Here is a 23,773-nt window from a genome sequence, read left to right as displayed (position 1 = left end):
GCTGAGTCCGCAATCGGCCTACACTGAGGCAGGCAGCATTGGCGGCGGATGACGGGCGGGGTACAGCGCCGATCGCCGGCGCCACCACACTTTACCCAGATGCACCGCCGTCGCGCCAGTGAGGCTGGGTTTTTATTTGCGGCGATTAATATGCAATGCAACTTAATTTTCTTCTTAAATGATATTTGACATATCAAAACAAGCAATGCAAGCTGATGCTTTCTCATTTTTCCTGGCCAGCCTGCGCTGACCATTATCAGGAGTGAATCATGCCGCAATATCGTTCCCGGACTACCACCCACGGCCGCAATATGGCTGGTGCGCGTGCCTTATGGCGTGCCACTGGCATGACAGATGGTGACTTTGATAAGCCGATCATTGCCGTGGTGAATTCGTTTACCCAGTTCGTGCCGGGCCATGTGCACCTGAAGGATCTGGGGCAGATGGTGGCCCGTGAGATCGAAGCGGCGGGCGGGGTGGCCAAGGAATTCAATACCATTGCCGTGGACGACGGCATTGCGATGGGACATGGCGGGATGCTGTACTCCCTGCCTTCGCGTGAACTGATTGCTGATTCCGTGGAATACATGGTCAATGCGCATTGTGCCGATGCGATGGTCTGTATCTCGAACTGCGACAAAATCACACCCGGTATGCTGATGGCGGCGATGCGGCTGAATATCCCGGTCGTGTTTGTGTCCGGCGGGCCGATGGAAGCCGGAAAAGTGCTGGAAACCCTGCACCCGAAACAAAGCGGCGAACAGAAAATCATGAAAATTGATCTGGTCGATGCCATGATCAAAGCTGCCGACGACAAGGTCAGCGATGAAGAAATCGGCCGGATTGAACGCTCTGCCTGCCCGACCTGCGGTTCTTGTTCCGGCATGTTCACCGCGAACTCGATGAATTGCCTGACCGAAGCGCTGGGCTTGTCCCTGCCGGGCAACGGCACGATTCTGGCGACCCATGCCGACCGCAAGGAACTGTTCCTGCGCGCTGGCCGTCTGGTCGTGGAACTCGCCAAACGGTATTACGAACAGGATGATGATTCCATCCTGCCGCGCAGCATCGCCAGCAAGGCGACTTTTGAAAACGCCATGGCGCTGGATGTGTCGATGGGCGGCTCCACCAACACTGTGCTGCACCTGCTGGCTGCCGCGCATGAAGCCGGCGTTGATTTCAGCATGGCAGATATTGACCGCATTTCCCGCAAGGTACCCTGCCTGTGCAAAGTGGCGCCGATGACGGACAAATACCACATCGAAGACGTGCACCGCGCTGGCGGCATCATCGCGATTCTGGGGGAACTGGCGCGCGCCGGCCTGCTCGACACCAGCCGCCCGACCGTGCACAGCGCTTCACTGGCCGAAGCGATTGCCCGTAACGACATCATGGTCAGTCAGGACGCCGTAGTGCGCACCCTATTCCTGGCAGCACCGGGCGGTGTGCCGACGCAGCAGGCGTTCTCGCAGGCGAAGCGTTTTGATTCGCTCGATACCGACCGGTCCGGCGGCTGCATCCGTGAACGCGCCCATGCTTATTCGCAGGACGGCGGTCTGGCCGTACTGTATGGCAATCTGGCTGAAAAAGGCTGTATCGTGAAAACTGCCGGTGTCGATGAAAGTATTTTGAAATTCACCGGTAAAGCACGCGTATTCGAGAGTCAGGATGCCGCAGTCGAAGGCATTCTGGGCGACACCGTGCACGAAGGTGATGTGGTGATCATCCGCTACGAAGGACCGAAAGGCGGGCCAGGCATGCAGGAAATGCTGTATCCGACGTCCTACATCAAATCCAAAGGTCTGGGCAAAGCCTGCGCCCTGTTCACCGACGGTCGTTTTTCCGGCGGCTCATCCGGGCTGGTGATTGGTCATGCCTCGCCGGAAGCAGCCGAAGGCGGCACCATCGGTCTGGTGGAAGAGGGCGATATCATCGAGATCGATATTCCGGCACGCACCATCCATCTGAAAGTCAGCCAGGATGAACTCACGCGGCGCCGTACCGCGATGGAGGCGCGCGGCGCCGGCGCCTGGCAACCGGTGAACCGTGAGCGCGTGGTGTCGCAGGCGTTGCAGGCGTATGCAGCGCTGGCAACTTCGGCAGACCGTGGCGCGGTGCGTGATATTTCCCAGTTGCGCCGCAAATAAGCAGTGCAATAACAACAAGGCAACAGCAATAATCATGAAGAGGTAAAAGCGGCCACACAAAATGGCTGCCAATGCCGCATTTTTATTGTGCACTGTCTGTATCTTGCAGCGTCGGTCAACCGGCGCTGCTTGTTTTCCTGAATTTTGCCCTCACCTGCAGAAAATAGAAGAAGCGTTCAGCATCCCCGGTCAGAAAGGCGCTGGTCGTTTATACTCTCTGTTTTGGCGGCGCCACGGCCCGCTGGAATCCATTGACACCCTGTCGGGACGCCGTCTGGCAAAGCTCAGTTCGTCCGGGTCCTGTAAATCAAAATTCGTGAGAACGGTATGTCCAGCAACACCCCGCCTGTCGAGCCTGCAACTCCTGCAACCGCGGCACTTGAATACGTCGATTCCTGCAATCTGCCTACCACCTGGGCCAATTTCCGTATGCATGCTTTTTTTGAACCGGCAACCGGCAAAGAGCATATTGCGCTGACACTGGGCGATGTGGCGAACGGCCAGCCAGTGCTGGCACGGATTCATTCCGAATGTCTGACCGGCGATGCACTGTTCAGCCAGCGTTGCGACTGCGGGCCACAGCTGGAAATGGCGTTGCGGAAAATTGCGGAAGAAGGGCGCGGCGCCTTGCTGTATCTGCGACAGGAAGGACGGGGCATCGGCTTACTGAATAAAGTCCGCGCCTATCACCTGCAGGACGACGGCGCCGATACGGTGGAGGCCAATCAGCGGCTCGGCTTTGCGGCAGACCTGCGCGATTACAGCCTGTGCGACCCGATGCTGCGGCATCTGGGCATACAGTCATTGCGGCTGATGACGAACAATCCGCGCAAGCTGGCCGCGATGGAAGGCCTGAAAGTCACGATCAGTGAGCACGTGCCGCTGATCATCCAGCGCAATCCCTACAATAACCGTTACCTGAACACCAAAATCAGCAAGCTCGGTCACATGCTGTCGCCGGAACTGTAAGGTGTTTCTGAGCAATCCCTGGTTTGACTGGAAGCATCAGTCAGCAGGTGATGATGTTTGCCCCGTGGATATTGCCGGCGTCCTGATTACAGATCGACCTGCTGGCGCAGTTTGCTGAATTCCCGGGCGGCTTCTTCCAGCACCTGATCCAGCCCATTCTGGTCCAGCCCCAGGCTTTCCCATGACAAAGCGGAGATTTCCGGGGTGCTGTGATCCGGCGTCGCCGTCACGTTCAGGACATGCGCGATACCGTTGGCGACATGAATGATGGTCGCCAGAAAACCGAGTCCGGGCCGGTCTGGCTGGTGATGTCCGCCGATGGCATTTTTGATGGCGTCGGAAAAATTCCAGCATTCCGCCAGCGCATGGCCAACCGCCGCATGATCGAGGCCGAGCACTTCCTTTTCTGCTTCCGGTTGTGTGCTCTGGTGTTCATTTTGCCAGGCGATGACCGCGGCGTAGCGCTCCGGATGATAAGCCACCAGCACCAGGGTTCCAATGTCATGCAGCAGCCCGGCGGTGAAGGCAATATCCTGCGAAAAGTTCAGTCTGCGCGCCAGGATGCGGGCAATGATGGCGACCGCATTGGCATGCTGCCAGAAATCTTTGTGGCTGAAACCGGGACAGTTATTGTCGGGAAAACAGCCGGTGACGGCCGCAGTCAGGATGATCTGGCGCACCGTTGTCATACCCAGCAGCGAGATTGCCTGCTGAATCGTGGTGACCTTGACCAGCGTGGTGTAATACGCGGAATTGGCGATGCGCAGGGTTTTTGCGGTGAGTGCCAGGTCATGGGTGACCTGTTGTGCCAGCGCGTGGATATCGACATCGTCGCGGTCCACACTATTGAGTAATTCCATCACGACGGCCGGCAGACTCGGCAGGTCATTCACATCGTCCGTGATCTGTCGCATGCTGATCATTCGCTGAACTCATTCCTGAAGTTAACATGTGTTCAGTATTACCCGAATGCCACCGCGATACCCAGAGGAATCACAAAGATGTGAAATAATTACTACATCAATTGAGTAGATTATTTCTTACCGGAAATTTATTGATGGCAGCGTGCCGTATCCGGCTTCAGATTTTTGAACCCAGCCGTTTTTCGCTGATGCTGATTTTTGCGCGTTCCAGCATGTCAATCGCAGCCGGGCCGCGCATTAGCGTGACAGCGACGGCCAGCGCATCAATGTAGGTCAGATGCGCCAGGCGCGAAGTCATCGGCGTGTAGATGTCAGGGTCTTCCTCCACATCGACGCTGATATGCACATCGGCCAGCTCAGCCAGCGGCCCGCCGCTGGCGCACAGCACCAGCACTTTGGCGCCGGCGTTTTTTGCCAGCTGTACGCTGTTGATCAGGTCACGTGTGCGTCCGGTACGGGAAAATGCCACCACCACGCAGTCGCTGTTAAGGAGCGTCGCCGATTGCGCCTGCAAATGGGCATCGCAGAATACGGTGGTCGGAATGCCGAAACGGAAAAACTTCAGCTGCGCATCAATTGCCAGCGCGCCGGAATAACCCAGTCCATAACATTCGATGCGGCGTGCGCGCGCCAGCAGATTGACGGCGGCTTCAAAGTTGGCGGGATTGGCATTGTTGCGGGCTTCCATCAGCGCTGCGATGGTGCGGTCAAATACTTTCGGCAAGACATCCTTGACCTGATCCGCCTGATTCACATCGAGGTGCAGATAAGGAATGCCGGTCGCCAGACTTTTGGCAAATGCCAGCTTGAAGGATTTAAATCCGTCGAATCCCAGGCTCTGGGCGAAACGCGCCACGGTCGGCTCGCTCACATCGCAGGCCTGTGCCAGCACGCGGATCGACATTTCCAGCGCATCGTGCGGTTTTTGCAGCAGAAATTCCGCGACCTGCCGTTCAGCGCGGCTCAGCGCGGTGCTGGCAGTGCGGATACGGGCCAGCAAGCCTTTTTCAGAAGGCGGGACAGGGCGGGGTTCGGAAAATGGATTTGCCATAATGTGTGCAGATGTGGGCAGAGTGAATGACGCTCAACACGGATCAGGTGATGCGCCGGGCAAAACCGTATTGTGCGTCATAAGCCAGCTGAAAGACACTGTTACGGGCACCAGAAAACATCGATATCGCATCCGGCTTCGCGCAGCAGGGCAGCAACCGGCAGATTGGCTTCGACGGCATGTTCCAGCACATCGCGCTTTTCCTGACCGGTAATCACCAGCCAGATGCGCTGCGTATTGAGCAGGCGCGGCAGCGACAGCGACATGCGGCTTTGCCGGGTCTGCGGATGCACCGCCGCCAGACAGGTCAGGTCATCATGCTGCACCGGCGCGCCGGGAAACAGCGAAGCGATATGACCGTCAGCGCCCATGCCGAGCAGGATGGCGCTGAATGCCTGCGGCAGCTGCGCATTGAGGCGCGCATCAATCGCTTCGGTGGCGACTTCCGGCGTGGAGGATGCATTTTTTAACGAGACCAGCTGCCAGCGTTTGTCGCGGGCGGATTTCTGCAGGCAGCGGCGGAACAGGCCTTCATTGCTCTGCTGATCTTCGTCGGCGACCCAGCGCTCATCGGTGGCGACCAGTTTGATCGGATTGCGCTGATCCATATGCGTCAGCAATTCATCGAGCCGCTGATACACCGGTGCCGGGGTCGTGCCGCCGGCGAGAGCAAAGCTGCTGCCGCCCGGCGTGCTGCGGATGATTTCCGCCCACTGCTGGCTGAGCGCTTCGCTCAGTGCCGCAAAATTGTCGAAGGTATGATATTGGATAGGTCTCATGTTTTTCTTTTCTGTATGACGGGGCTGAAACGCCGCGTTCAGCCTTCTACGTATTCTTCACCCCATGCGGCGCCATGCTGTGCCAGCAGATAGCTGGCGGCGGCCGGCCCCCAGCTGCCGGCGATATACGATTTCAGGCCTTCGCTGTCGTTCTGCCAGGCCAGCATGATCGGGTCTATCCACGCCCAGGCGGCGCTGAGTTCGTCATCGCGGACGAACAACGTCAGGTCGCCGTGCATCGCATCGAGCAGCAGACGCTCGTAAGATTCCACACGGCGGGAATTGGATGCTTCTGCGAAATCCAGATTCAGCGCCACATCGGACAGGCGGATGCCTTCGCCCGGCTCTTTGGCTTTCATGTACAGTTGTACGCTTTCTTCAGGCTGCAGCGAAATCACCAGCCGGTTAGAGCGCAGCGGTCCCTGGTTTTTCCCGAAAATGGAATACGGGATCGGTTTGAAATTGATCGTGATCTCGGCGCAGCGGCTCGCCATGCGTTTGCCTGTGCGCAGGTAAAACGGCACGCCTGCCCAGCGCCAGTTATCGATTTCGGCGCGGATCGCGACAAAAGTTTCGGTACGCGACGCTGGCGGCACGCCCGGTTCGGCCTGATAGGCAATCACAGGCTGACCATCGACGGCACCGGCGCGATACTGGCCGCGCACTGTTTTTTTGCTGACTTCATCCGGTGTGAATTTGTGCAGGGCGCGCAAGACCTTGACCTTCTCATCGCGGATCGCATCCGGATTAGCGTTCACTGGCGGCTCCATCGCCACGATCGATACCAGTTGCAGCAAGTGATTTTGCACCATGTCGCGCAGGGCGCCGGTGTGGTCGTAGAAATCGCCGCGCGATTCGACGCCGACCTGCTCGGAGATCGAAATCTGCACATCCTGAATCCACTTGCGGTTCCACAGCGGTTCGAGGAAAGAATTGGCAAAGCGTAGCGCCAGCAGATTCTGCACCATTTCTTTACCGAGGTAATGGTCGATACGGTAAATCTGGTTTTCATTCAGATAATTGCGCAACGACTGATTGATTTCCTTGGCGGACTGCGCATCGCGGCCGAGGGGTTTTTCAACCACTACGCGGGCATTGCCTTCAACCAGACCGTGCTTCGATAATTGCTCCACCACCGGGATGAAAATATCCGGGCCGGTCGCCAGATAAAACAGTGTGGCATTGGTATCGGAAGTGCGCAGGCTGCCTTTGAGTTTTTCGAAGTCTTCGGGGACGCGGGCATCGATCTTGGCATATTGGGTCAGCTCCAGGAACGCCGCCAGTTTTTCCGGGCTGCCGCCGGTGACTTTGGAGGCATAGTGCGCCACGCTGTCACTGACGCGCTGGCGATATTCGTCATTCGACAGAGCTTCACGGGCGGCGCCGATAAACTGGAAATGCTGGTCCAGCCTGCCATTCACAAACGCGCTGTACAGCGCGGGGATGAGTTTGCGTTTGGCGAGATCGCCTGTGCCGCCGAATAAGACAAAAGTGGTCATGCTGACTCCGAGATATGTTCTGCTTCTGGGGATGCAGTCAAAAGCGTCCGCCGGACTGCATTTGCTGCTGTTCTGCCGCTGCCATGGTGTTTTTTTGCTGCCTGACTGATTGTGCCTGAATCCTGTGCGGCGGAGGTATTCAACGCCGTCGCTGAAAGAATCCGAGCAATTTCATTATGCCAGAAAAACTTCAGAAATGTAGTTTCATTACGGTAAATTTGACGTTTTTGTACAAAAAATCAGCATTAAAATAAAATTCTGAAAGTTTGTTACGAAAAATTTCGGATTTATGCTATCTTTATCGTCATCGTATGCAAGCTCTTTGATGTTCTTTCGGGGAGCGCTGTCGCCGGACGCCGTATCGCGTCGGACAGATCAGGAAGGCAGTTTGCATCACTATGCAGTTTTTCTATTCTTTCGCTCTGCGGAGCAACAGGTGAGTTTATGACGACATCCTCTTCATTTTCAGCCGCCGCGCTGCATCCTGTCATCGACAAGGTGACCCGGCGCATTACCGAACGCAGCCAGACTCTGCGTCAGGCCTATCTGGCCCGTATCGATCAGATGCAGCAACGTGGTCCGCGCCGTGCATCGCTGTCCTGCGCTAATCAGGCGCATGCCAATGCGGCGATGGACAGCAAGGCCAAGATCTGGCTGAACCAGGCGCAGAAGCCGAACATCGGCATTGTGACGGCTTACAACGACATGCTGTCAGCACATCAGCCTTACGAATCCTATCCGCAGCAGATCCGAGACACAGCCTTGCGCTTTGGCGCTACGGCGCAGGTGGCGGGTGCCGTGCCTGCGATGTGCGACGGTGTGACGCAGGGACGCCCCGGGATGGAGCTGTCGCTGTTTTCGCGCGACGTGATTGCGCAGGCCACTGCTGTCGCCTTATCGCATGACGCATTCGATGCGACCTTATGTCTGGGCATCTGCGACAAGATTGTGCCGGGTTTGCTGATCGGCGCGCTGGCGTTCGGGCATTTGCCGACGATCTTCATTCCGGCCGGACCGATGGGTTCCGGTCTATCGAATAAAGAAAAAGCCGCTGTGCGCGAACGTTATGCGCAGGGCAAAGCAACCAAGGAAGAATTACTGGCGGCTGAAAGTGCGGCTTACCACAGCGCCGGCACCTGCACGTTTTACGGCACTGCCAACAGTAACCAGATGCTGCTCGAAGCCATGGGACTGCATTTGCCCGGCGCGGCTTTTGTGCATCCGTCCGACCCGTTGCGCAGCGCATTGACGGAAGCGGCGGTGGAGCGCGTGCTGCAAATCACCGAGCAGAGCGGTAATTACAAACCAATTGGCCGTCTGGTCAATGAAAAAACCATCGTGAATGCCGTGATCGCCCTGCTGGCAACCGGCGGTTCGACCAATCATACGATTCACTGGATTGCCGTGGCGCGTGCCGCCGGCATCCTGATTGACTGGCAGGATTTCGATGAATTGTCTTCCGTCGTGCCTTTGCTGACCCGCGTGTATCCGAACGGCACTGCCGACGTGAATGCGTTTCAGGATGCAGGCGGCCCGACTTTTGTGATGCGTGAATTGTTGTCAGCCGGACTGATGCATGGCGACGTGATGACCGTGTACGGCGATCAGGGATTGCACAGCCATACCGGACGTCCGGTGCTGAATGCCTCAGCGCAGGTGCAGTGGGAAGCGCTGCCTGCCGCATCGACCGACACCAGCGTGGTGCGCAATGTAAGCGAGCCGTTTGCCGCAACCGGTGGCCTGCGTCTGCTGCAAGGCAATCTGGGGCGTGCGATTGTCAAAGCCTCTGCCGTGCCGGAAGAGGCATGGATCATCCGGGCGCCAGCCAAAGTGTTTGAGTCGCAGGATGCGCTGGTCAGGGCTTACAAGGCGGGTGAACTGAATCAGGATTTTGTCGCTGTGGTGATTTTCCAGGGGCCGCAGGCGAACGGCATGCCGGAGCTGCACCAGTTCACGCCGGTTCTGGGCAGTCTGATGTCGGCCGGATACAAGGTGGCGCTGGTGACGGATGGCCGCATGTCCGGCGCTTCCGGTAAGGTGCCGGCAGCGCTGCACGTCAGTCCCGAAGTGGCGCAGGGCGGGCCGCTGGGCAAGGTGCGCGACGGTGATCTGATCGAGCTGAATGTGCATACCGGTGAACTGCGTGCGCTGGTCGATGAGCAGGAATGGAATCAGCGTCCGGTGCGCGAACGCAGCAAAGAGGACACCTTTGGCTTTGGCCGCGACCTGTTTGCGGCGCAGCGCCGGGTCGTGACCGCGCCGGAGCATGGCGCATCGACGCTGTTTATCGACTGACGGCGGCATCACGCAGGGAAAACTGAACACAAGATTCAGAACATATCGGTAAGCATATCGGCAAAACCCGCATGACAGGCGGCAGGGCGCTGCCTGCGATGCGGTTTCGGAAATTTCCGGCCTGACCCGATGCAGGCAATTTTATTTTTTATGTGAGAGACATTATGAGCCACACGCAACAGAGCATCATCACCCAGCTGGAACAGATCCGTGTTTTGCCGATTTTGGTCACTGATGACGTCGATCAGGCCATCCGGTGCGTCGCTACGCTGGCGGAAAACGGTTTGCCTGCGGTGGAAATCACGCTGCGCACACCGAATGCGATGACGGTGGTGCGTGAAGTGGTGCGCGCCTGCCCGGATGTGACTGTCGGCGTCGGTACGATCCTGACCGCTGCGCAGCTCGATGCGGTCAAGGCCAGCGGTGCGGCATTCGGCATCAGCCCCGGCATCACGCCAGTACTGGCAAAAGCGGCGCAGGAATCCGGTCTACCGTATTTCCCCGGTGTCGGTGGTGCCAGTGATCTGATGCTGGCGCTGGAACATGGCTTTCATGTCGTCAAACTGTTCCCTTCCGATGTGGTCGGCGGCACCAAGATGGCCAAGGCGCTCGGCGGCCCCTTCCCGGAGGTGCGTTTTTGCCTGACCGGCGGCGTGACGGTGGAAGCCACGCCGGCACTGTTGCAGCAGTCCAACGTGCTGTGCGTCGGCGGCTCCTGGATGTGCCCGGCAGGACTGATCAACAGCGGGGACTGGAATGCTATCGCCACGTTGGTAAAAGCGGCCGTCGCCGCTGGCAAGGCATAAATATACTCCGGGGGAGTATTTTATATAGTCCTTTGTTTATCTGGATATCAAGCCGGAAAATAAAGATACTCCCCGGATAAATCCCGATTTGACCCGTCGTTCCGACTTATCCCGACTTCTGAGCAAGATCATGGCAAATTCTGTTTCCCGTACTCCGCTCTGGTGCCTGTTGCAGCAGCGCGCTACCAACATGCCCAGCCTGAAAGAGCTGTTCCGTGCTGATCCGCAGCGTTTCACCCATTTTTCGGCTTCTGCCTGCGGCATCCTGCTCGATTATTCCAAACAGCGCATCGACACCACAGCCAAGCTGAATCTGCTGGCAATGGCGCGGCAGCAGGAAGTGGAAACGCGGCGTGACGCCATGCTGCGCGGTGAGGCGATCAACCACACTGAAAACCGTGCCGTGTTGCATACCGTGCTGCGTTTGCCGAAAGGCGAGAAATTCATGCTGAACGGTGAAAACATCGCCGCCGACGTGCATCAGGTGCTGGCGCAGATGCGTGCATTCAGCGATGCCGTGCGCGAAGGGCGCTGGCTGGGTTATACCGGCAAGGCGATTCGCACGATTGTGAATATCGGCATCGGCGGCTCTGATCTTGGCCCGCAGATGGCATGCATTGCGCTGGCGCCGTGGTCGCAGAAAAATCTCTCGCTGCATTTTGTCTCGAATGTCGATGGCCGCCACGTGGCGGACGCGCTGGCGAATGCCGATCCGGAGACGACCTTGTTCGTGGTCGCATCCAAGACCTTCACCACCATGGAAACCCTGACCAATGCCCGCACGGCGCGTGAATGGATGCTGTCGCATGGTTGTCCGGCAGATCAGATCCGCCAGCATTTCGTGGCGCTCAGCACCAATGTGACTGCAGCGGCGGAATTTGGCATTGCAGAAGAAAACGTCTTCCCGTTCTGGAACTGGGCGGGTGGCCGGTATTCGATGTGGAGCGCGATCGGCCTTTCGATTGCGCTGTATGTCGGCATGGACCGGTTTGAAGAAATGCTGGCCGGCGCGCACGAGATGGATCTGCATTTTGCCCAGGCGCCGCTGGAACAGAATCTGCCGGTGCTGATGGCGCTGATCGGCGTCTGGAATATCAACTTCCTCGGTTTGCAAGCCTTGTCGATTGCACCTTATCACCAGCGTATGACGCGCGTGCCGGCCTATCTGCAACAGCTGGAAATGGAAAGCAACGGCAAATCCGTGACCCGCGAAGGGCAGCGCGTTGATTATTCAACGTCAGCGATTCTGTTTGGTGAGGCCGGTACGAATGGTCAGCATGCGTATTTCCAGTTGCTGCATCAGGGCGCGACGATCATCCCGACAGACTTTATCGTGGTTGCCGACGATGATGCCGGTTTGCCGGGACATAATCAGGCCTTGCTGGCAAATTGCTTTGCGCAATCGAAAGCCATGGCGCTCGGCAAGAGCATGGAAGAAGTGCGTGCCGAACTGGGCGACCTGCCGGACAAAATCCTGGCTCCGCGTGTCTTTGAGGGTAACCGCCCGACTTCCACGCTGCTGCTCGATGCGCTGACCCCGCGTTCGCTGGGCGCGCTGATTGCTTTGTACGAACACAAGGTGTTTGTGCAGTCGGTGATCTGGGATATCAACGCTTTCGATCAGTGGGGCGTGGAACTCGGCAAAAAACTGGCGCAGCAGCTGATCAGCCTCGATCCGGCGGCAGTGAAAGAAGAATACGACAGCTCCACCAAAGGCTTGCTGCAGGCTGTCAGACGCAGCCAGAAAGTCAGAAAAGCCGCCTGATCCGGGCTAACCCGGGCTAATGTCTGACGGCGACCCGGCTCTTGTGCCGGAACCGCGCCAGAGTCACTACCGGGGGCGCCATCCTGTCCGTCAGCCTGCGTACAGGCTGAACATCTGAGCCGGCAGGCGGTATTTCTCCTGATGCATCATCGGATCAAATACTGCTTGCCTTGCAAGAATTTTCATCATTCGATTTCCTTACTTACCGTAGAATTTTGTCAGCATGAATGCCCACCTCCAACCACCACTCAAAATGAACGACAAAGATGACGACAAAGACCAGAGTCTGCGCGAGGATATCCGCCGTCTGGGACGCCTGTTAGGCGATACGGTAAGAAATCAGCATGGCGATGATGTGTTCGACCTGATCGAGCAGGTCCGGCAAAATTCCATCCGTTTCCGCCGCGATGCCGATGAGGCAGCGCGTGCCGAACTGGAAAATACGCTCGATAGCCTGACCAATGACCAGACCACGCAGGTGATCCGCGCATTCAGCTATTTTTCGCATCTGGTCAATCTGGCGGAAGACCAGCATCATATCCGCCGCACCAGGGCGCATCAGATTGCCGGTTCGGCGCCCCGGTCCGGCAGTCTGGCGCATACCATTGAAGCCCTGTACAACACCGGTCACAGCACGCAGCAATTGCTCGATTTTTTCCAGACGGCGCAGGTCGCACCGGTGCTCACCGCGCATCCGACCGAAGTGCAGCGCAAGAGTATCCTGAATTGCCAGATGGTGATTACACGCCTGCTCGATGAGCGCGACCGTATGCAGCTCACACCGGAAGAATCTGCTGCCAACGAAGAGGCACTGGGACGCGCCGTGCTGACGTTGTGGCAGACCCGCATGCTGCGCACTTCAAAATTATCGGTGCTGGACGAGGTCGAGAACGGCCTGAGTTTTTATGACTACACCTTCCTGCGCGAATTGCCGCAGCTATATGCCGGTCTGGAAGACCTGCTGGCCAGCAAAGACCCGACACTGAAACAGCGTGAATTGCCCAGCTTTATGAAAATGGGCAGCTGGATTGGCGGCGACCGCGACGGCAATCCTTTCGTCACCGCCACTGTGCTGGAAAAAACACTGGCGATGCAGTCCACGCGGGCATTCCGCTTTTATCTGGATGAACTGCATACCCTGGGCTCCCAGTTATCGATGGCAAATCTGCTGGTGAAAGTGTCAGATGAGTTGCTGGCGCTGGCTGAGCGTTCGCCGGACCATTCGCCGCACCGCTCTGACGAGCCATACCGTCTTGCCATCAGCGGCATTTACGCCCGCCTGGCAGCGACTTATACCCAGTTGCTGGGGTTGTTGCCATCGATCCCGCCGAGCGGGGAAGCCGCACCTTACCGTGCGGCGGAAGAGCTCGCAGCAGACCTGGATGTGATTCACAACTCTCTGATGGCGAACGGCTCGGCTGCGATTACGCGCGGACGTCTGCGTCATCTGCGGCGCGCAGTCCGGGTATTCGGCTTTTATCTGGCGCCGCTGGATCTGCGTCAGAATTCCGATGTGCATGAGCGCGTGGTCGCTGAGTTACTGCAGGCCGCCGATCCGGCGACAGATTATCTGGCATTGAACGAAGAGCAGCGTATCGGCGTGTTGATTCAGGAAATCAGCTCCGCCCGTCCGCTGGCTTCGCCTTACCTGACGTATTCAGAAGAAACCCAGTCCGAACTCGCGATTTACCGGGCTGCAGCCACGGCCAAACAACGTTATGGCGCCGGTGCGGTACCGAACTGCATTATCTCCAAGACCGATGGTGTGTCGGACATGCTGGAATTGGCGCTGCTGCTGAAAGAATCCGGTTTGCTGCATCCGGCAGAAGGGCGGCTGGATGTAAACATCATCCCGCTGTTTGAAACCATCGGCGACCTGCAGAACAGTGCGCCAGCGATGGATCGTTTGTTTGCGATTCCGGCCTACGCCCGCCTGCTGGCCAGCCGCGACCAGGCGCAGGAGGTGATGCTCGGCTATTCCGACAGCAACAAGGACGGCGGTTTCCTGACTTCCGGCTGGGAGTTGTATAAAGCCGAACTCGATCTGGTGGAAGTCTTTAAAAAACATCAGGTGCGCCTGCGTTTGTTCCATGGCCGCGGCGGTTCGGTTGGTCGCGGCGGCGGTCCCAGCTACCAGGCCATTCTGGCGCAGCCAGCCGGTGCGGTTCAGGGACAGATTCGCCTGACCGAACAGGGCGAAGTGATTACGGCAAAATACGGCAATCCCGAAGTCGGACGCCGCAATCTGGAAGTGCTGGCTGCTGCCACGATGGAAGCCAGTATGCTGGCGCATACCGAGCCAGCCCCGCCTGCTGTATTTTTGTCGGTGATGGAAGAGCTGTCGGATTACGCATTCCATGCCTACCGTGATCTGGTGTATGGCACGGAAGGATTCGAGCAGTATTTCTGGGAATCGACAGTGATCTCTGAAATTGCCGGCCTGAATATCGGCAGCCGTCCTGCTTCCCGTAAAAAATCCACCGCCATTGAAGACCTGCGCGCTATTCCGTGGGTATTCAGCTGGTCGCAGTGCCGCCTGATGCTGCCGGGCTGGTTTGGCTTTGGCACCGCCGTACGGCGTTACCTGGCTGCGCATCCGGCAGATGGTTTGCCGACTCTGCAGGCGATGTTCCGTCAATGGTCTTTTTTCAGCACCTTGTTGTCCAATATGGAAATGGTGCTTGCCAAGAGTGATATCGGTATCGCCAGCCGCTATGCCCAGCTGGTCAAAGACCAGGCATTGCGTGACCGGATTTTCCCGCGGATTCAGGCAGAGCATGAAGCAACCATCGATGTGCTGAAATCGATTTCCGGGCAGGATGAACTGCTGGCGGCCAATCCGCTGCTGGCACGCTCTATCCGTAACCGTTTCCCTTATCTGTCGCCGCTGAACCACGTGCAGGTCGAATTGCTGCAGCGTTATCGTCAGGGCGATCCGGATGAACGGGTCAGACGCGGTATTCACCTGTCGATTAACGGTATTGCGGCAGGCCTCAGAAACAGCGGTTAAGCCGGGTTTCGCCGGTGCGCTAAGTATAAAAAAATGCCCTCTGTTCAGAGGGCATTTTTTCTGGTGGGATCAATCGGCATCAGAACATCAGGCCGCCGCCTTTGCGGAACAGCGCGATATCCACATACGAAGACATCCGGTAAGTTCCTTCACCCGGCGTCAGCAGAATCCCGCCCAGATCCATCGTGCCTTTCTGCGCAGCCAGCGTCTGCAGGCCATCCCGTCCGGCTTTGGATAAATGAATTCCTTTGACCAGTGTTTTTGCAACCACGAATCCTTCGAAGGTCAGGGCGGACAAATCCTCGTCACGGAATTTTTTCATCATATTGTTGTGATCGAGCTGGATGATGGATTTTTTCCCCTGCGGGTTCGGCACCACTTGCGAAAATACTGTCCACTCCAGATTTTTCGGCCCGGCTACTTCGGCCAGCGTATCCAGATTCGTCAGCGACATACCGGCGACAAAGGTGCGTGGTGCATGTTTGCGGAATTCCTTCAGAAACAACCCGGTGCCCAGCGTGTCAGCCACCACGATCACGATATTCGGATTGGCATTTGCCAGCACTGCGGATTCACGGTCGACGTCAGCCGGGGTGGCGGTGATGTGAACAATACCGCTCATCTGCATTTTGCGTTTCTTCACCTCATTGGTCACGTACTGAAACATATCCTGATTCAGGCTGTTTTCCTGCACGGCAATGCCAACGCTTTTAATGCCCAGTTTGTCAAAGTAAGAGAAGATGTACTGCATTTCCTGCTCAGGGCTGGGGCGCCAGAACAGGACGCGGTTGCCATAATTTTTTACCGATCCGATCAGGGGTGCAAACAGTGTCTGGCCACTCTGGATAAATTTAGGTGCATTGATGACAGCATCGGTGACGGCAGCGCCGATACCACCCAGCAAATATTCGGCTTTATCTTTTTCCAGCAAATCACTGACCACTTTGGCGGAGTGCGCCGGATTACCCTGATCATCACGCACCAGATATTTGATACGGCGTCCGTTGATGCCGCCGCTGACATTCAGGCTGTCAAAGTAAGTGGTGATTCCGGCAACATAATCCCGGCCAATGCTGCCATTCGGGCCGGACAGATCAATTGCCTGACCGATAATGATGGGATTATCCTGAGCCATGGCAAAGGCAGCCAGGAGATTACTCAGTACAATAACGAAAGCGATGAGTTGTCTGGAAAGCAAGCGCATGAGAGTAGGGTCGGTTGTTGCAGTGCGAAAGATTCTGACACCGGATTGTGACTGCCAAGTGACTGAGTGATAACAGTTTTTCCGCTTGGGCATGAAAAATAAATACTTTATGGTCTGTAATACAGCGAGGCTGGGTGGCCAGACCGGATTCGTGAATTGTTGCTCAGACTGAATGATGAAAATACAAAAATGATCAAAAACTTGTTGGGAATTATCGGATGGTCAGGAAGCGGCAAAACGACATTGCTGGAATTTCTGATCGGGCAGCTGACTGCGGCAGGCCAGCGCGTGAATGTTGTCAAACACAGCCATCACGACATCATCATTGAGCCGCCGCAAAAAGACAGCGCCCGTTTTCGCACTGCCGGGGCCGCAGAGGTGATGCTGGTGTCGCCATACCGGTATGTGATTACCAGGGAGCTGCATGCCGAGCCGGAGCCTGCATTGCAGACTTTGCTTGCCCGTTTTTCCGCGGCGGATATTCTATTAATTGAAGGATACAAATGGGAACCCATTTCCAAGCTGGAGGTGCATCGCCCGGCACTGGGAAAGCCGCCGCTGTATCCCGACGATCCTTGTGTGATTGCCGTTGCTTCGGACATGCCAGCGCCTCCCGGACTGCGGGACGGTATTGCATGGCTGGACCTGAACCGGCCTGATGAAATTCTGGAATGGTTGCTTATCGTAATGCGAGATGGAAAAATTCAAAAAAAGGAATATCCGGGCTAAAGAAAACCCTTTTTTCTGCCGTTACAGGGGTAGACGGATAAGGAGAATTGTCATGGATGTTGCAGGAATAGCAAATGTAGCAACGACACTGGCGGATGTTGGAATCAGTCAGGCAGTCAGTATTGCCATGCTCAAAAAGGCAAATGACATTCAGACTGAAAATGCCACCGCGCTGATTCAGGCGATTCCTGACAGTCAATCGATTGCCAACCTGCCTTCTCACCTGGGTCGCAATATCAATACAACGGCGTAAGCCGCATCACTGTCGCAGAGCAAACCGGTTTTTAGCCGGTGTCTGGTGACCGTGAACAAGCTGCATTCGTATACACCCATAAAACAGCGCATTGATTGCGCTGTTTTGCTTTGTGGCTGATCTGACGCAAGCAATATTCTGCTGTATCAGCCATAATCTGCGGCATTCACTTTTTCTGGAGCAGAGATGACAACAGCATGGGGATGGTCGGACAGGTTGAGCCTCAGTTATGAACCGATGGATGAAACGCATCAGGAGTTCGTACAATTATGCGCTGCGTTGGCAGAAGATAATCCCTCCACATTTGTTCAGCGTCTGGATGCCTTGATTGAACACTCTATCCGTCATTTCGATCAGGAAAATGTCTGGATGACGGAAACTGCTTTTCCGCCGGCAGCCTGCCACAAGCAGGAGCACGATGCTGTACTGGAGGTGATGCAGGAAGTGCGGCGCCGGGTTACGTCCGGTGAGGCAGATCTTGCCGCACGTCTGGCAGAAGAGTTGCCACATTGGTTTGAACATCACGTTGATACTATGGACAATATGCTGGCGCGCTTCATGCTGGCACAATCCCGTCAGGATGCAGGGCTTCAGGACGCGCAGCAGCTATCAGCCTGATTCTTATTCAGCGTGGACCCGGATCTGGATGCCGCCCAGTTCCACCATCTGGCCGGCACGGATTTTTGCTGTTTTCCGCAGTTCCTGCTGGCCATCCACATACACGTCACCGCTGGCAACAATCATTTTTCCCGCACCGCCGCTCTCGCATAAACCGGATAGTTTTAATAATTGGTTTAATTCAATGTATTCGCCGCTCAGGCTGAAGTCTAATATTTGCATGTGATGTCAGGAATTGGAAAAAAGGGCGCAGGATACACTAAATCGCTTGCAGACGGGCATGGGCTTTATCCAGCCAGGTGTGCAGTTCGGTAATCAGGTCGCGTTGACTGAAGGAACAGCTTTCTTCGGTAAACATACTGCCGGATTCCAGTCTGAGCAAGATATTTTCCATTACGGCCCGGTATTGCGGCGGCAGTTGCGTCAGCAAAACATCGCTGCTTCGCCAGCACTGGCAAAGCTGGCTGACAGTAATCTGTTGCCGCAGAAAATCATCCAGACTTTGCCTGAGTTCAGGGATAGAGTTACTCATCGGTAGGCCGTTTTTCAGAGAATAAAAATGGTAGGATAAGACGCACTGGTGATTCATATGAGTAACTGTTGAGGCCTGGTGTTGCCCATACAGGTATTCAGTAGCTGGAAAAATGTCAGTCATCCGGAACTGTTTCACCTCATGCAGATCAGACCGGATTTCTTATTTTAACTTTTCAGGAGATAAACATGAATAACAAAGCCTTGATTGCTGCAGCTTTGACTGGTTTGCTCGGTACGACGGTTGCTACTGCAGCCGAGCCGGCTAAAACTGAAAAATGTTATGGCGTGTCAAAAGCAGGGAAAAATGATTGCGCTGCCAAGGATGGTTCGCATTCCTGTGCAGGTCAGGCAAAGACAGATAGCAATCCCCAGGACTGGAAAAAAGTCCCGGCCGGCACGTGCGAGAAAATGGGTGGTAAAACCGATGCACCCAAGGCTTCCTGAGCCTGAACACCTGTATCGCGCTATCTTCAATGTTGTCGTATGACTCCACCTACAACGCGGCTGGCTAATCCGTTTTCAATTCAGCATTCAAGCGATGCGGCTCTGGATCTGCGTGGAACCGGAGTCGGACTGCGGGTGCCGCATTACCAGGATTTTTTGCGTGAACCGGTGGATGTCGCCTGGCTGGAGGTGCACTCTGAAAATTATTTCGGAGATGGTGGTTACGATCTGCATGTATTGACGTCGCTGCGGAGGGATTATCCTGTCAGCCTGCACGGCGTTGGGCTGGGACTGGGCTCGGCCGAAGGATACAGGCAAGACCATATCGACCGGTTACAGCGTCTGGCTGAGCGTATTGAACCGGCGCTGGTTTCGGAACATCTGTGCTGGGGCGCTGTTGCCGGAAGAGCTTTGCATGACCTGCTGCCGATGCCATTAAATCCATCATCCCTGAATTTACTGTCAGACCGGATTGACGATTTACAGACGCAATTGAAGCGTCGTGTGCTGATCGAAAATGTGTCGACTTATATCCGTTTCCGGGATGATCAGATGTCAGAGGCCGAATTTCTGGCACAGCTGGCGCTGCGTACCGGCTGCGGGATTGTGCTGGATATAAACAATTTATATGTCAATCAGCTTAATCATCAGGAGTCTGCGACAGAGGCCTTGCTGACCTTGGCACGGCTACCTGCCGGATCGGTCGGTGAAATTCACCTCGCCGGACATCGGCAGATGGACGGATGCCTGATTGATGATCATGGCAGTCATGTTGCCGAGCCGGTCTGGGATTTATTCCGCAAGTCATGCAGTTTATTGGGAACGGAAATTCCGGTACTGCTTGAATGGGATACGCATATTCCTTCTTTGCCGGTCCTGGTGGCGGAGGCACAAAAAGCAGAGCAATACCGGAGCGCCGCGCAATCTCAAAACAGAGAAATAATGAATGCCTTACCCTGATCTGGCTGATCTGCAACGCTGCTTTGCTGCGCAGTTATTGCAGAAAACGTTATCGGCGGATTTTTCTGCGATGTTGCGCAATCCTGAATCTGTGCAACGTTTTTCCTATTACCGTGGTAATCAGCTGGCAAACTGGAGCGCAGCCTTGCGTAATGCTTATCCCGTGTTGCTGCAACTGGTGGGAGACGATTTTTTTGAACAGATGGCTTATCACTATGGACTGAATACGCCTTCGGAAACCAGTGATCTGAATCGGTTTGGCGACCGCTTGCCGGATTTTTTGCGTCAAAGCGATTTCGTTAAAGATTATCCATATTTCCCGGATGTCGCCGGTTTGGAATGGGCGATCCACCGCGCTTATTATGCGGCTGACGCTTCGCTGCTGGAGCTAGACATATTGCTTGCTACTGTCAGACAAGGAAAAGATTTTTTGGCTGTGCGACTGATTCCACATCCTGCTGCCGCGCTGTATCAGGCTGATTTTGCGAGTATCCCGATATGGCGTGCCCATCAGAAACCGGTAGCTGATCTGAGTCATATCGAGATTAATATGCCCTGTGCCGGCATTGTCACGAGGCAAGACTGGCAAGCCTCTGTGACTGAGCTGGATCAGTTCCAGTACCGAGCATTGCACTATCTGTTTGACGGTCAATGTATCGGCGATGTGCTTGACTATGCGCTAAGCCAGAATCATAAGCTGGATATTCAGGAACAATTGCTGTACTGGCTGTCATTACGCTGTTTCAGTGATTTTGCCTGAACGTTCTGCCAGACCGGCAGATACCTGATTTAAAACAAAATACCCTTTAAGTCGTTACTCTGAACGTGGCCAGATACGCTGTGAAACGCTGGAAAGCCTGCAGCAATGAGGTCTGAAGTGCATGAATCCGGGTCATGTCATGATGCTGCGTGATCGCTTCCAGCTCGTTCGCAAGAGCGTCCAGTTCCAGCAGACCGAGATTACCGCTGGCGCCCTTTAATTGATGACCAATCTGGCTGATTTTTTGCAGATCAGCCTGGCTGATTGCGACAGATAACGCATCTAGCACAGATTGGGTGGAATCAGCATACATGTTTAATAATACGGTCTGCATTTCCGGATCATTGTCAGTAATTTCCTGAAGTCGCTGGATGTTTATCACATCTTTCAGGTTTTCAGGACGAAGATTTTCAGAGGGCATTAAGGCACTTTGTGCTTGTGGCCAGTATTGCTGCAACATCCTGCCCAGATCGTTCCGGTTAATCGGTTTGGCAAGATAGTCATCCATGCCGGCTGCGAGGCACAGAGATTTTTCTTCCTGCATGACGTTCGCTGTCAGCGCAATGACCGGAATGTGCGTGTTCTGGTTTTTTTCGAGATGACGGATTTGGCGTGTAGCCTCGAAGCCATCCATGACCGGCATCTGGCAATCCATCAGTATCAGTGCATAATCACCAGTCTCCAGTATCTCCAGACATTCTTTTCCGTTTTGTGCCAGATCGGCGAGATATCCCATTTGTTGTAACAGATGCAGGGCAACTTTCTGATTGATCAGATTATCCTCGACTAACAGCAGGCGTTTTTTCTGCGCTAAAACTGGAGGTGCAGGATTGGTCAGAACGGAATCTTTTCCGGATAGCGGATCCGGTTTGGGACTGCGTAAATTTTCTTTAGCCTGTATGACGGCAGTTCGCAGCATTGCTTGTTTTACTGGTTGTCTGAGGAAGGAAGAAGTCAGCGAATCTCTGGATTGTTCCGCATTTGCCGTTGTCCTGACGATCCGGATAATCGGAACCTGCGGGGCGTCACGATGAATTTTCTGTGCAGTTTTCGTTGCGAAACTCGCATCGTCCACTTCATCGATAATCGCGGCGGCGATATCGGGATAGGCGATCAGGCTGTAGCGCATGTCCTCTTCGGTTGTGACGAGAACCGGCAACATGCCAAAGGATTTCAGATAAGACACGATGGCGGATGACAAAGTCCGGTTGGGAAGGCAGAGCAGTACCCGCAACTCAGTTTCCGGAAGGTTGACATCAATTGCAGCTGGTTTGTTCCTGACGGAATGAAGCGGGATTTCAAACCAGAAAACGGAGCCCTTTCCCTGTTCGCTATTTACCCCGATTTCACCTTCCATTAATTCGACCAGACGCTTACAGATCGACAGTCCAAGTCCGGTTCCGCCAAAACGACGGGTAATGGAGCCGTCTGCCTGCGTAAACGGAGTAAATAAATGTGCCATGACTTCCGGTGCAATGCCGATTCCTGTATCGCGGATTTCAAACCGGATAGTTTGGTGGCGTGCATGTTTCCTGGCCCGGACATCGATGCTGACTTCCCCCGCATCGGTAAATTTAATAGCATTGCCGATCAGATTCAATAAGATTTGCCGCAATCTTCCGGGATCTGTGCTGATGATTCCGGGTAATTTCGGATCAATAAAACTGATGAGCCGGATATCCTTCAGTTCAGCTCTCTCCGTCAGGATTTCTGCACACGCCTCCACAATGCTGACCAGATCGCATTCTGAATGATCAATCTGCATTTTCCCGGCTTCTATCTTGGAAAAATCCAGAATGTCATTGATGATCGACATCAGGGCATTTGCAGATTCATCAATCACTTTCAGAAATTCCTTTTGCCGCTGATCGAGCGGCGTTTCCATGAGCAGATTGGTCATGCCGATCACGCCATTCATGGGCGTGCGGATTTCATGGCTCATTGTTGAAATAAATGCGCTTTTTGCGTTGTTTGCCTGTTCTGCCCGGATTTTCGATAATTCAAGCTCCGCTTCAAATCTGTCGCGGGAACGCATGAACCAGGTCAGTAATGTGGCACAGAGCAGCACAAAACCAGCAACGATCAAGCCACTCCACTTCAGGTTTCTGGAATTGTTGTACCACTGGCTGATGGCATAGGTTTCAGAAATGGCGGTAACGAGCACAATCGGATACTGACGCGGTGTCCGGAAATTGAATATGTAACTGTCTTCGTTGTCTGCCGTTTTCGTGACATAGTGCAGGCTGCCAAATTCAGCATCTTTTTGTATCGCAGAAAATACCGGTAGTTCCGGATAGTTTTTCCCCAGCATGAAGTGCTCATTGTCGGTCGTTCCCAGTACTTTGCCGCGATAATCAAACAGCGTGACGAAATTCACTTTGGGACCGATGATGTCGTTGAAATTTGCCAGCAGGTATTGCGGATTGATCATCGTCAGCATAACGACGTCCATGCTGCCGACCCGGATCTGCTTTGCAAAAGGCAGGGCATGTGTGCGGTTATGCGGATTTTCTTCGGCGAAGCCCTGATCATCCAATTCCTGGATATCACGGATAAAGACAGGACGCCCCGCTTCCAGCGTTGAGGTGAGTCCGTCGTTAAATCCCATCCAGTGCAAATTGATATGCCTGCCGATTTCATGCACGGCCGAGCTTGCCAGAATTTTACCGTGGGTATCCAGGATGGAAATGGAGCGAAGATGCGTTGAATTACTCGCCGTCACCTCCAGAAATCTGCTGATATTCCGGTAGGTTTGTTTCCCCGGGGTTTGTGCTTCCTGGTCGTTGAGTATCCCTGAAATGATGTTGAGTGAATTGTCGATAGAGGAGAGCGTCCGGGTCAGATGATTCTCGAGCATCCTGGCCAGTAATTCTCCTTTGGTATTCGCTTCGTCGAGTATCTGGGCCTTATCGCGGTTCAGAATAAAACTGGTTGCCAGTAAAACGCCTGCACTGAAAATTACCCCCAGGATCATCCAGACCGGTAATTTTCTGTTCAGCTGATACAGTCGTTCTATTGGCAGCATAA

General features: G+C 54.9%; 20 protein-coding genes. 12 read left to right on the top strand and 8 right to left on the bottom strand.

Annotated features, from left to right (window positions below; all coding sequences use genetic code 11):
• Positions 1–269 precede the first annotated feature (269 nt).
• Positions 270–2,147, top strand: coding sequence for a dihydroxy-acid dehydratase (gene ilvD / locus H8K27_RS15160; protein WP_186864011.1), 1,878 nt, complete (start codon positions 270–272; stop codon positions 2,145–2,147).
• A gap of 327 nt (positions 2,148–2,474) precedes the next feature.
• Positions 2,475–3,116: a GTP cyclohydrolase II gene (gene ribA, locus H8K27_RS15155; protein WP_186864010.1), complete on the top strand. Its 642-nt coding sequence runs from the start codon at positions 2,475–2,477 to the stop codon at positions 3,114–3,116.
• An 86-nt stretch (positions 3,117–3,202) separates the two neighbouring features.
• On the opposite strand, the gene H8K27_RS15150 is transcribed toward ribA, so the two are convergent.
• From H8K27_RS15150 to zwf, 4 genes are all read right to left on the bottom strand, one after another.
• Positions 3,203–4,030: an HDOD domain-containing protein gene (locus tag H8K27_RS15150; RefSeq protein WP_230419374.1), complete on the bottom strand. Its 828-nt coding sequence runs from the start codon at positions 4,028–4,030 to the stop codon at positions 3,203–3,205.
• A 166-nt stretch (positions 4,031–4,196) separates the two neighbouring features.
• Positions 4,197–5,090 (bottom strand): SIS domain-containing protein, encoded by an 894-nt coding sequence (locus H8K27_RS15145; RefSeq protein WP_186864008.1) that lies wholly within the window; start codon positions 5,088–5,090, stop codon positions 4,197–4,199.
• Between the two features lie 101 nt (positions 5,091–5,191).
• Positions 5,192–5,869: a 6-phosphogluconolactonase gene (locus tag H8K27_RS15140; RefSeq protein ID WP_186864007.1), complete on the bottom strand. Its 678-nt coding sequence runs from the start codon at positions 5,867–5,869 to the stop codon at positions 5,192–5,194.
• 38 nt (positions 5,870–5,907) lie between these two features.
• Positions 5,908–7,368 carry a glucose-6-phosphate dehydrogenase gene (gene zwf / locus H8K27_RS15135; protein ID WP_186864006.1) on the bottom strand — a complete coding sequence of 487 codons (1,461 nt, stop codon included), beginning with the start codon at positions 7,366–7,368 and terminating at the stop codon, positions 5,908–5,910.
• A 444-nt stretch (positions 7,369–7,812) separates the two neighbouring features.
• Here zwf and edd point away from each other — a divergent pair, with 444 nt between their 5' ends.
• The 4 genes from edd to ppc all read left to right on the top strand — a co-directional run bounded on the left by edd (position 7,813) and on the right by ppc (position 15,244).
• Entirely contained in the window at positions 7,813–9,663 is a 1,851-nt protein-coding gene (edd, locus tag H8K27_RS15130; RefSeq protein ID WP_186864005.1) for a phosphogluconate dehydratase, read from the top strand.
• 164 nt (positions 9,664–9,827) lie between these two features.
• Positions 9,828–10,469: a bifunctional 4-hydroxy-2-oxoglutarate aldolase/2-dehydro-3-deoxy-phosphogluconate aldolase gene (gene eda, locus H8K27_RS15125; protein ID WP_186864004.1), complete on the top strand. Its 642-nt coding sequence runs from the start codon at positions 9,828–9,830 to the stop codon at positions 10,467–10,469.
• A gap of 130 nt (positions 10,470–10,599) precedes the next feature.
• Entirely contained in the window at positions 10,600–12,234 is a 1,635-nt protein-coding gene (gene pgi, locus H8K27_RS15120) for a glucose-6-phosphate isomerase (RefSeq protein ID WP_186864003.1), read from the top strand.
• Between the two features lie 223 nt (positions 12,235–12,457).
• Entirely contained in the window at positions 12,458–15,244 is a 2,787-nt protein-coding gene (ppc, locus tag H8K27_RS15115) for a phosphoenolpyruvate carboxylase (RefSeq protein WP_222610693.1), read from the top strand.
• 79 nt (positions 15,245–15,323) lie between these two features.
• Here ppc and H8K27_RS15110 read toward each other — a convergent pair whose 3' ends face one another.
• A complete protein-coding gene (locus H8K27_RS15110) occupies positions 15,324–16,448 on the bottom strand; it encodes an ABC transporter substrate-binding protein (RefSeq protein ID WP_186864002.1) in 1,125 nt (374 codons plus the stop codon).
• A gap of 189 nt (positions 16,449–16,637) precedes the next feature.
• Here H8K27_RS15110 and mobB point away from each other — a divergent pair, with 189 nt between their 5' ends.
• The 3 genes from mobB (at position 16,638) to H8K27_RS15095 (ending at position 18,048) form a co-directional block, all read left to right on the top strand.
• Positions 16,638–17,177 carry a molybdopterin-guanine dinucleotide biosynthesis protein B gene (gene mobB / locus H8K27_RS15105; protein ID WP_186864001.1) on the top strand — a complete coding sequence of 180 codons (540 nt, stop codon included), beginning with the start codon at positions 16,638–16,640 and terminating at the stop codon, positions 17,175–17,177.
• Positions 17,178–17,229: 52 nt separating this feature from the next.
• Positions 17,230–17,430, top strand: a complete 201-nt coding sequence (locus H8K27_RS15100; protein WP_186864000.1) for a YjfB family protein — start codon at positions 17,230–17,232, stop codon at positions 17,428–17,430.
• A gap of 186 nt (positions 17,431–17,616) precedes the next feature.
• Entirely contained in the window at positions 17,617–18,048 is a 432-nt protein-coding gene (locus tag H8K27_RS15095; RefSeq protein ID WP_186863999.1) for a hemerythrin domain-containing protein, read from the top strand.
• Positions 18,049–18,051: 3 nt separating this feature from the next.
• Here the strand turns inward: H8K27_RS15095 and H8K27_RS15090 are convergent, their stop codons facing one another.
• Both H8K27_RS15090 and H8K27_RS15085 read right to left on the bottom strand, forming a co-directional pair.
• Positions 18,052–18,270, bottom strand: a complete 219-nt coding sequence (locus H8K27_RS15090; protein WP_186863998.1) for an RNA-binding S4 domain-containing protein — start codon at positions 18,268–18,270, stop codon at positions 18,052–18,054.
• A gap of 37 nt (positions 18,271–18,307) precedes the next feature.
• Positions 18,308–18,580, bottom strand: coding sequence for a hypothetical protein (locus H8K27_RS15085; RefSeq protein ID WP_186863997.1), 273 nt, complete (start codon positions 18,578–18,580; stop codon positions 18,308–18,310).
• Positions 18,581–18,768: 188 nt separating this feature from the next.
• On the opposite strand from H8K27_RS15085, the gene H8K27_RS15080 reads away from it, so the two are divergent.
• The 3 genes from H8K27_RS15080 to H8K27_RS15070 are packed head-to-tail and all read left to right on the top strand — an operon-like array spanning position 18,769 to position 20,746.
• Entirely contained in the window at positions 18,769–19,026 is a 258-nt protein-coding gene (locus H8K27_RS15080) for a BufA1 family periplasmic bufferin-type metallophore (protein ID WP_186863996.1), read from the top strand.
• A 39-nt stretch (positions 19,027–19,065) separates the two neighbouring features.
• Positions 19,066–19,986, top strand: a complete 921-nt coding sequence (gene bufB, locus H8K27_RS15075) for an MNIO family bufferin maturase (RefSeq protein ID WP_186863995.1) — start codon at positions 19,066–19,068, stop codon at positions 19,984–19,986.
• The gene (locus tag H8K27_RS15070) at positions 19,973–20,746 is read left to right on the top strand and encodes an HvfC/BufC N-terminal domain-containing protein (RefSeq protein ID WP_186863994.1); all 774 of its coding nucleotides are present in this window, start codon (positions 19,973–19,975) and stop codon (positions 20,744–20,746) included. Before bufB ends, H8K27_RS15070 begins: the two co-directional genes overlap by 14 nt.
• Before the next feature lie 46 nt (positions 20,747–20,792).
• Here the strand turns inward: H8K27_RS15070 and H8K27_RS15065 are convergent, their stop codons facing one another.
• Positions 20,793–23,771, bottom strand: coding sequence for a hybrid sensor histidine kinase/response regulator (locus H8K27_RS15065; protein WP_186863993.1), 2,979 nt, complete (start codon positions 23,769–23,771; stop codon positions 20,793–20,795).
• Positions 23,772–23,773: the final 2 nt, after the last annotated feature.

This window comes from Cognatundibacterium griseum, from assembly GCF_014284195.1.
Classification (GTDB): Bacteria; Pseudomonadota; Gammaproteobacteria; order Burkholderiales; family Burkholderiaceae_D; genus Undibacterium; species Undibacterium griseum.
This window is presented reverse-complemented; position numbering and strand designations above follow the sequence as displayed.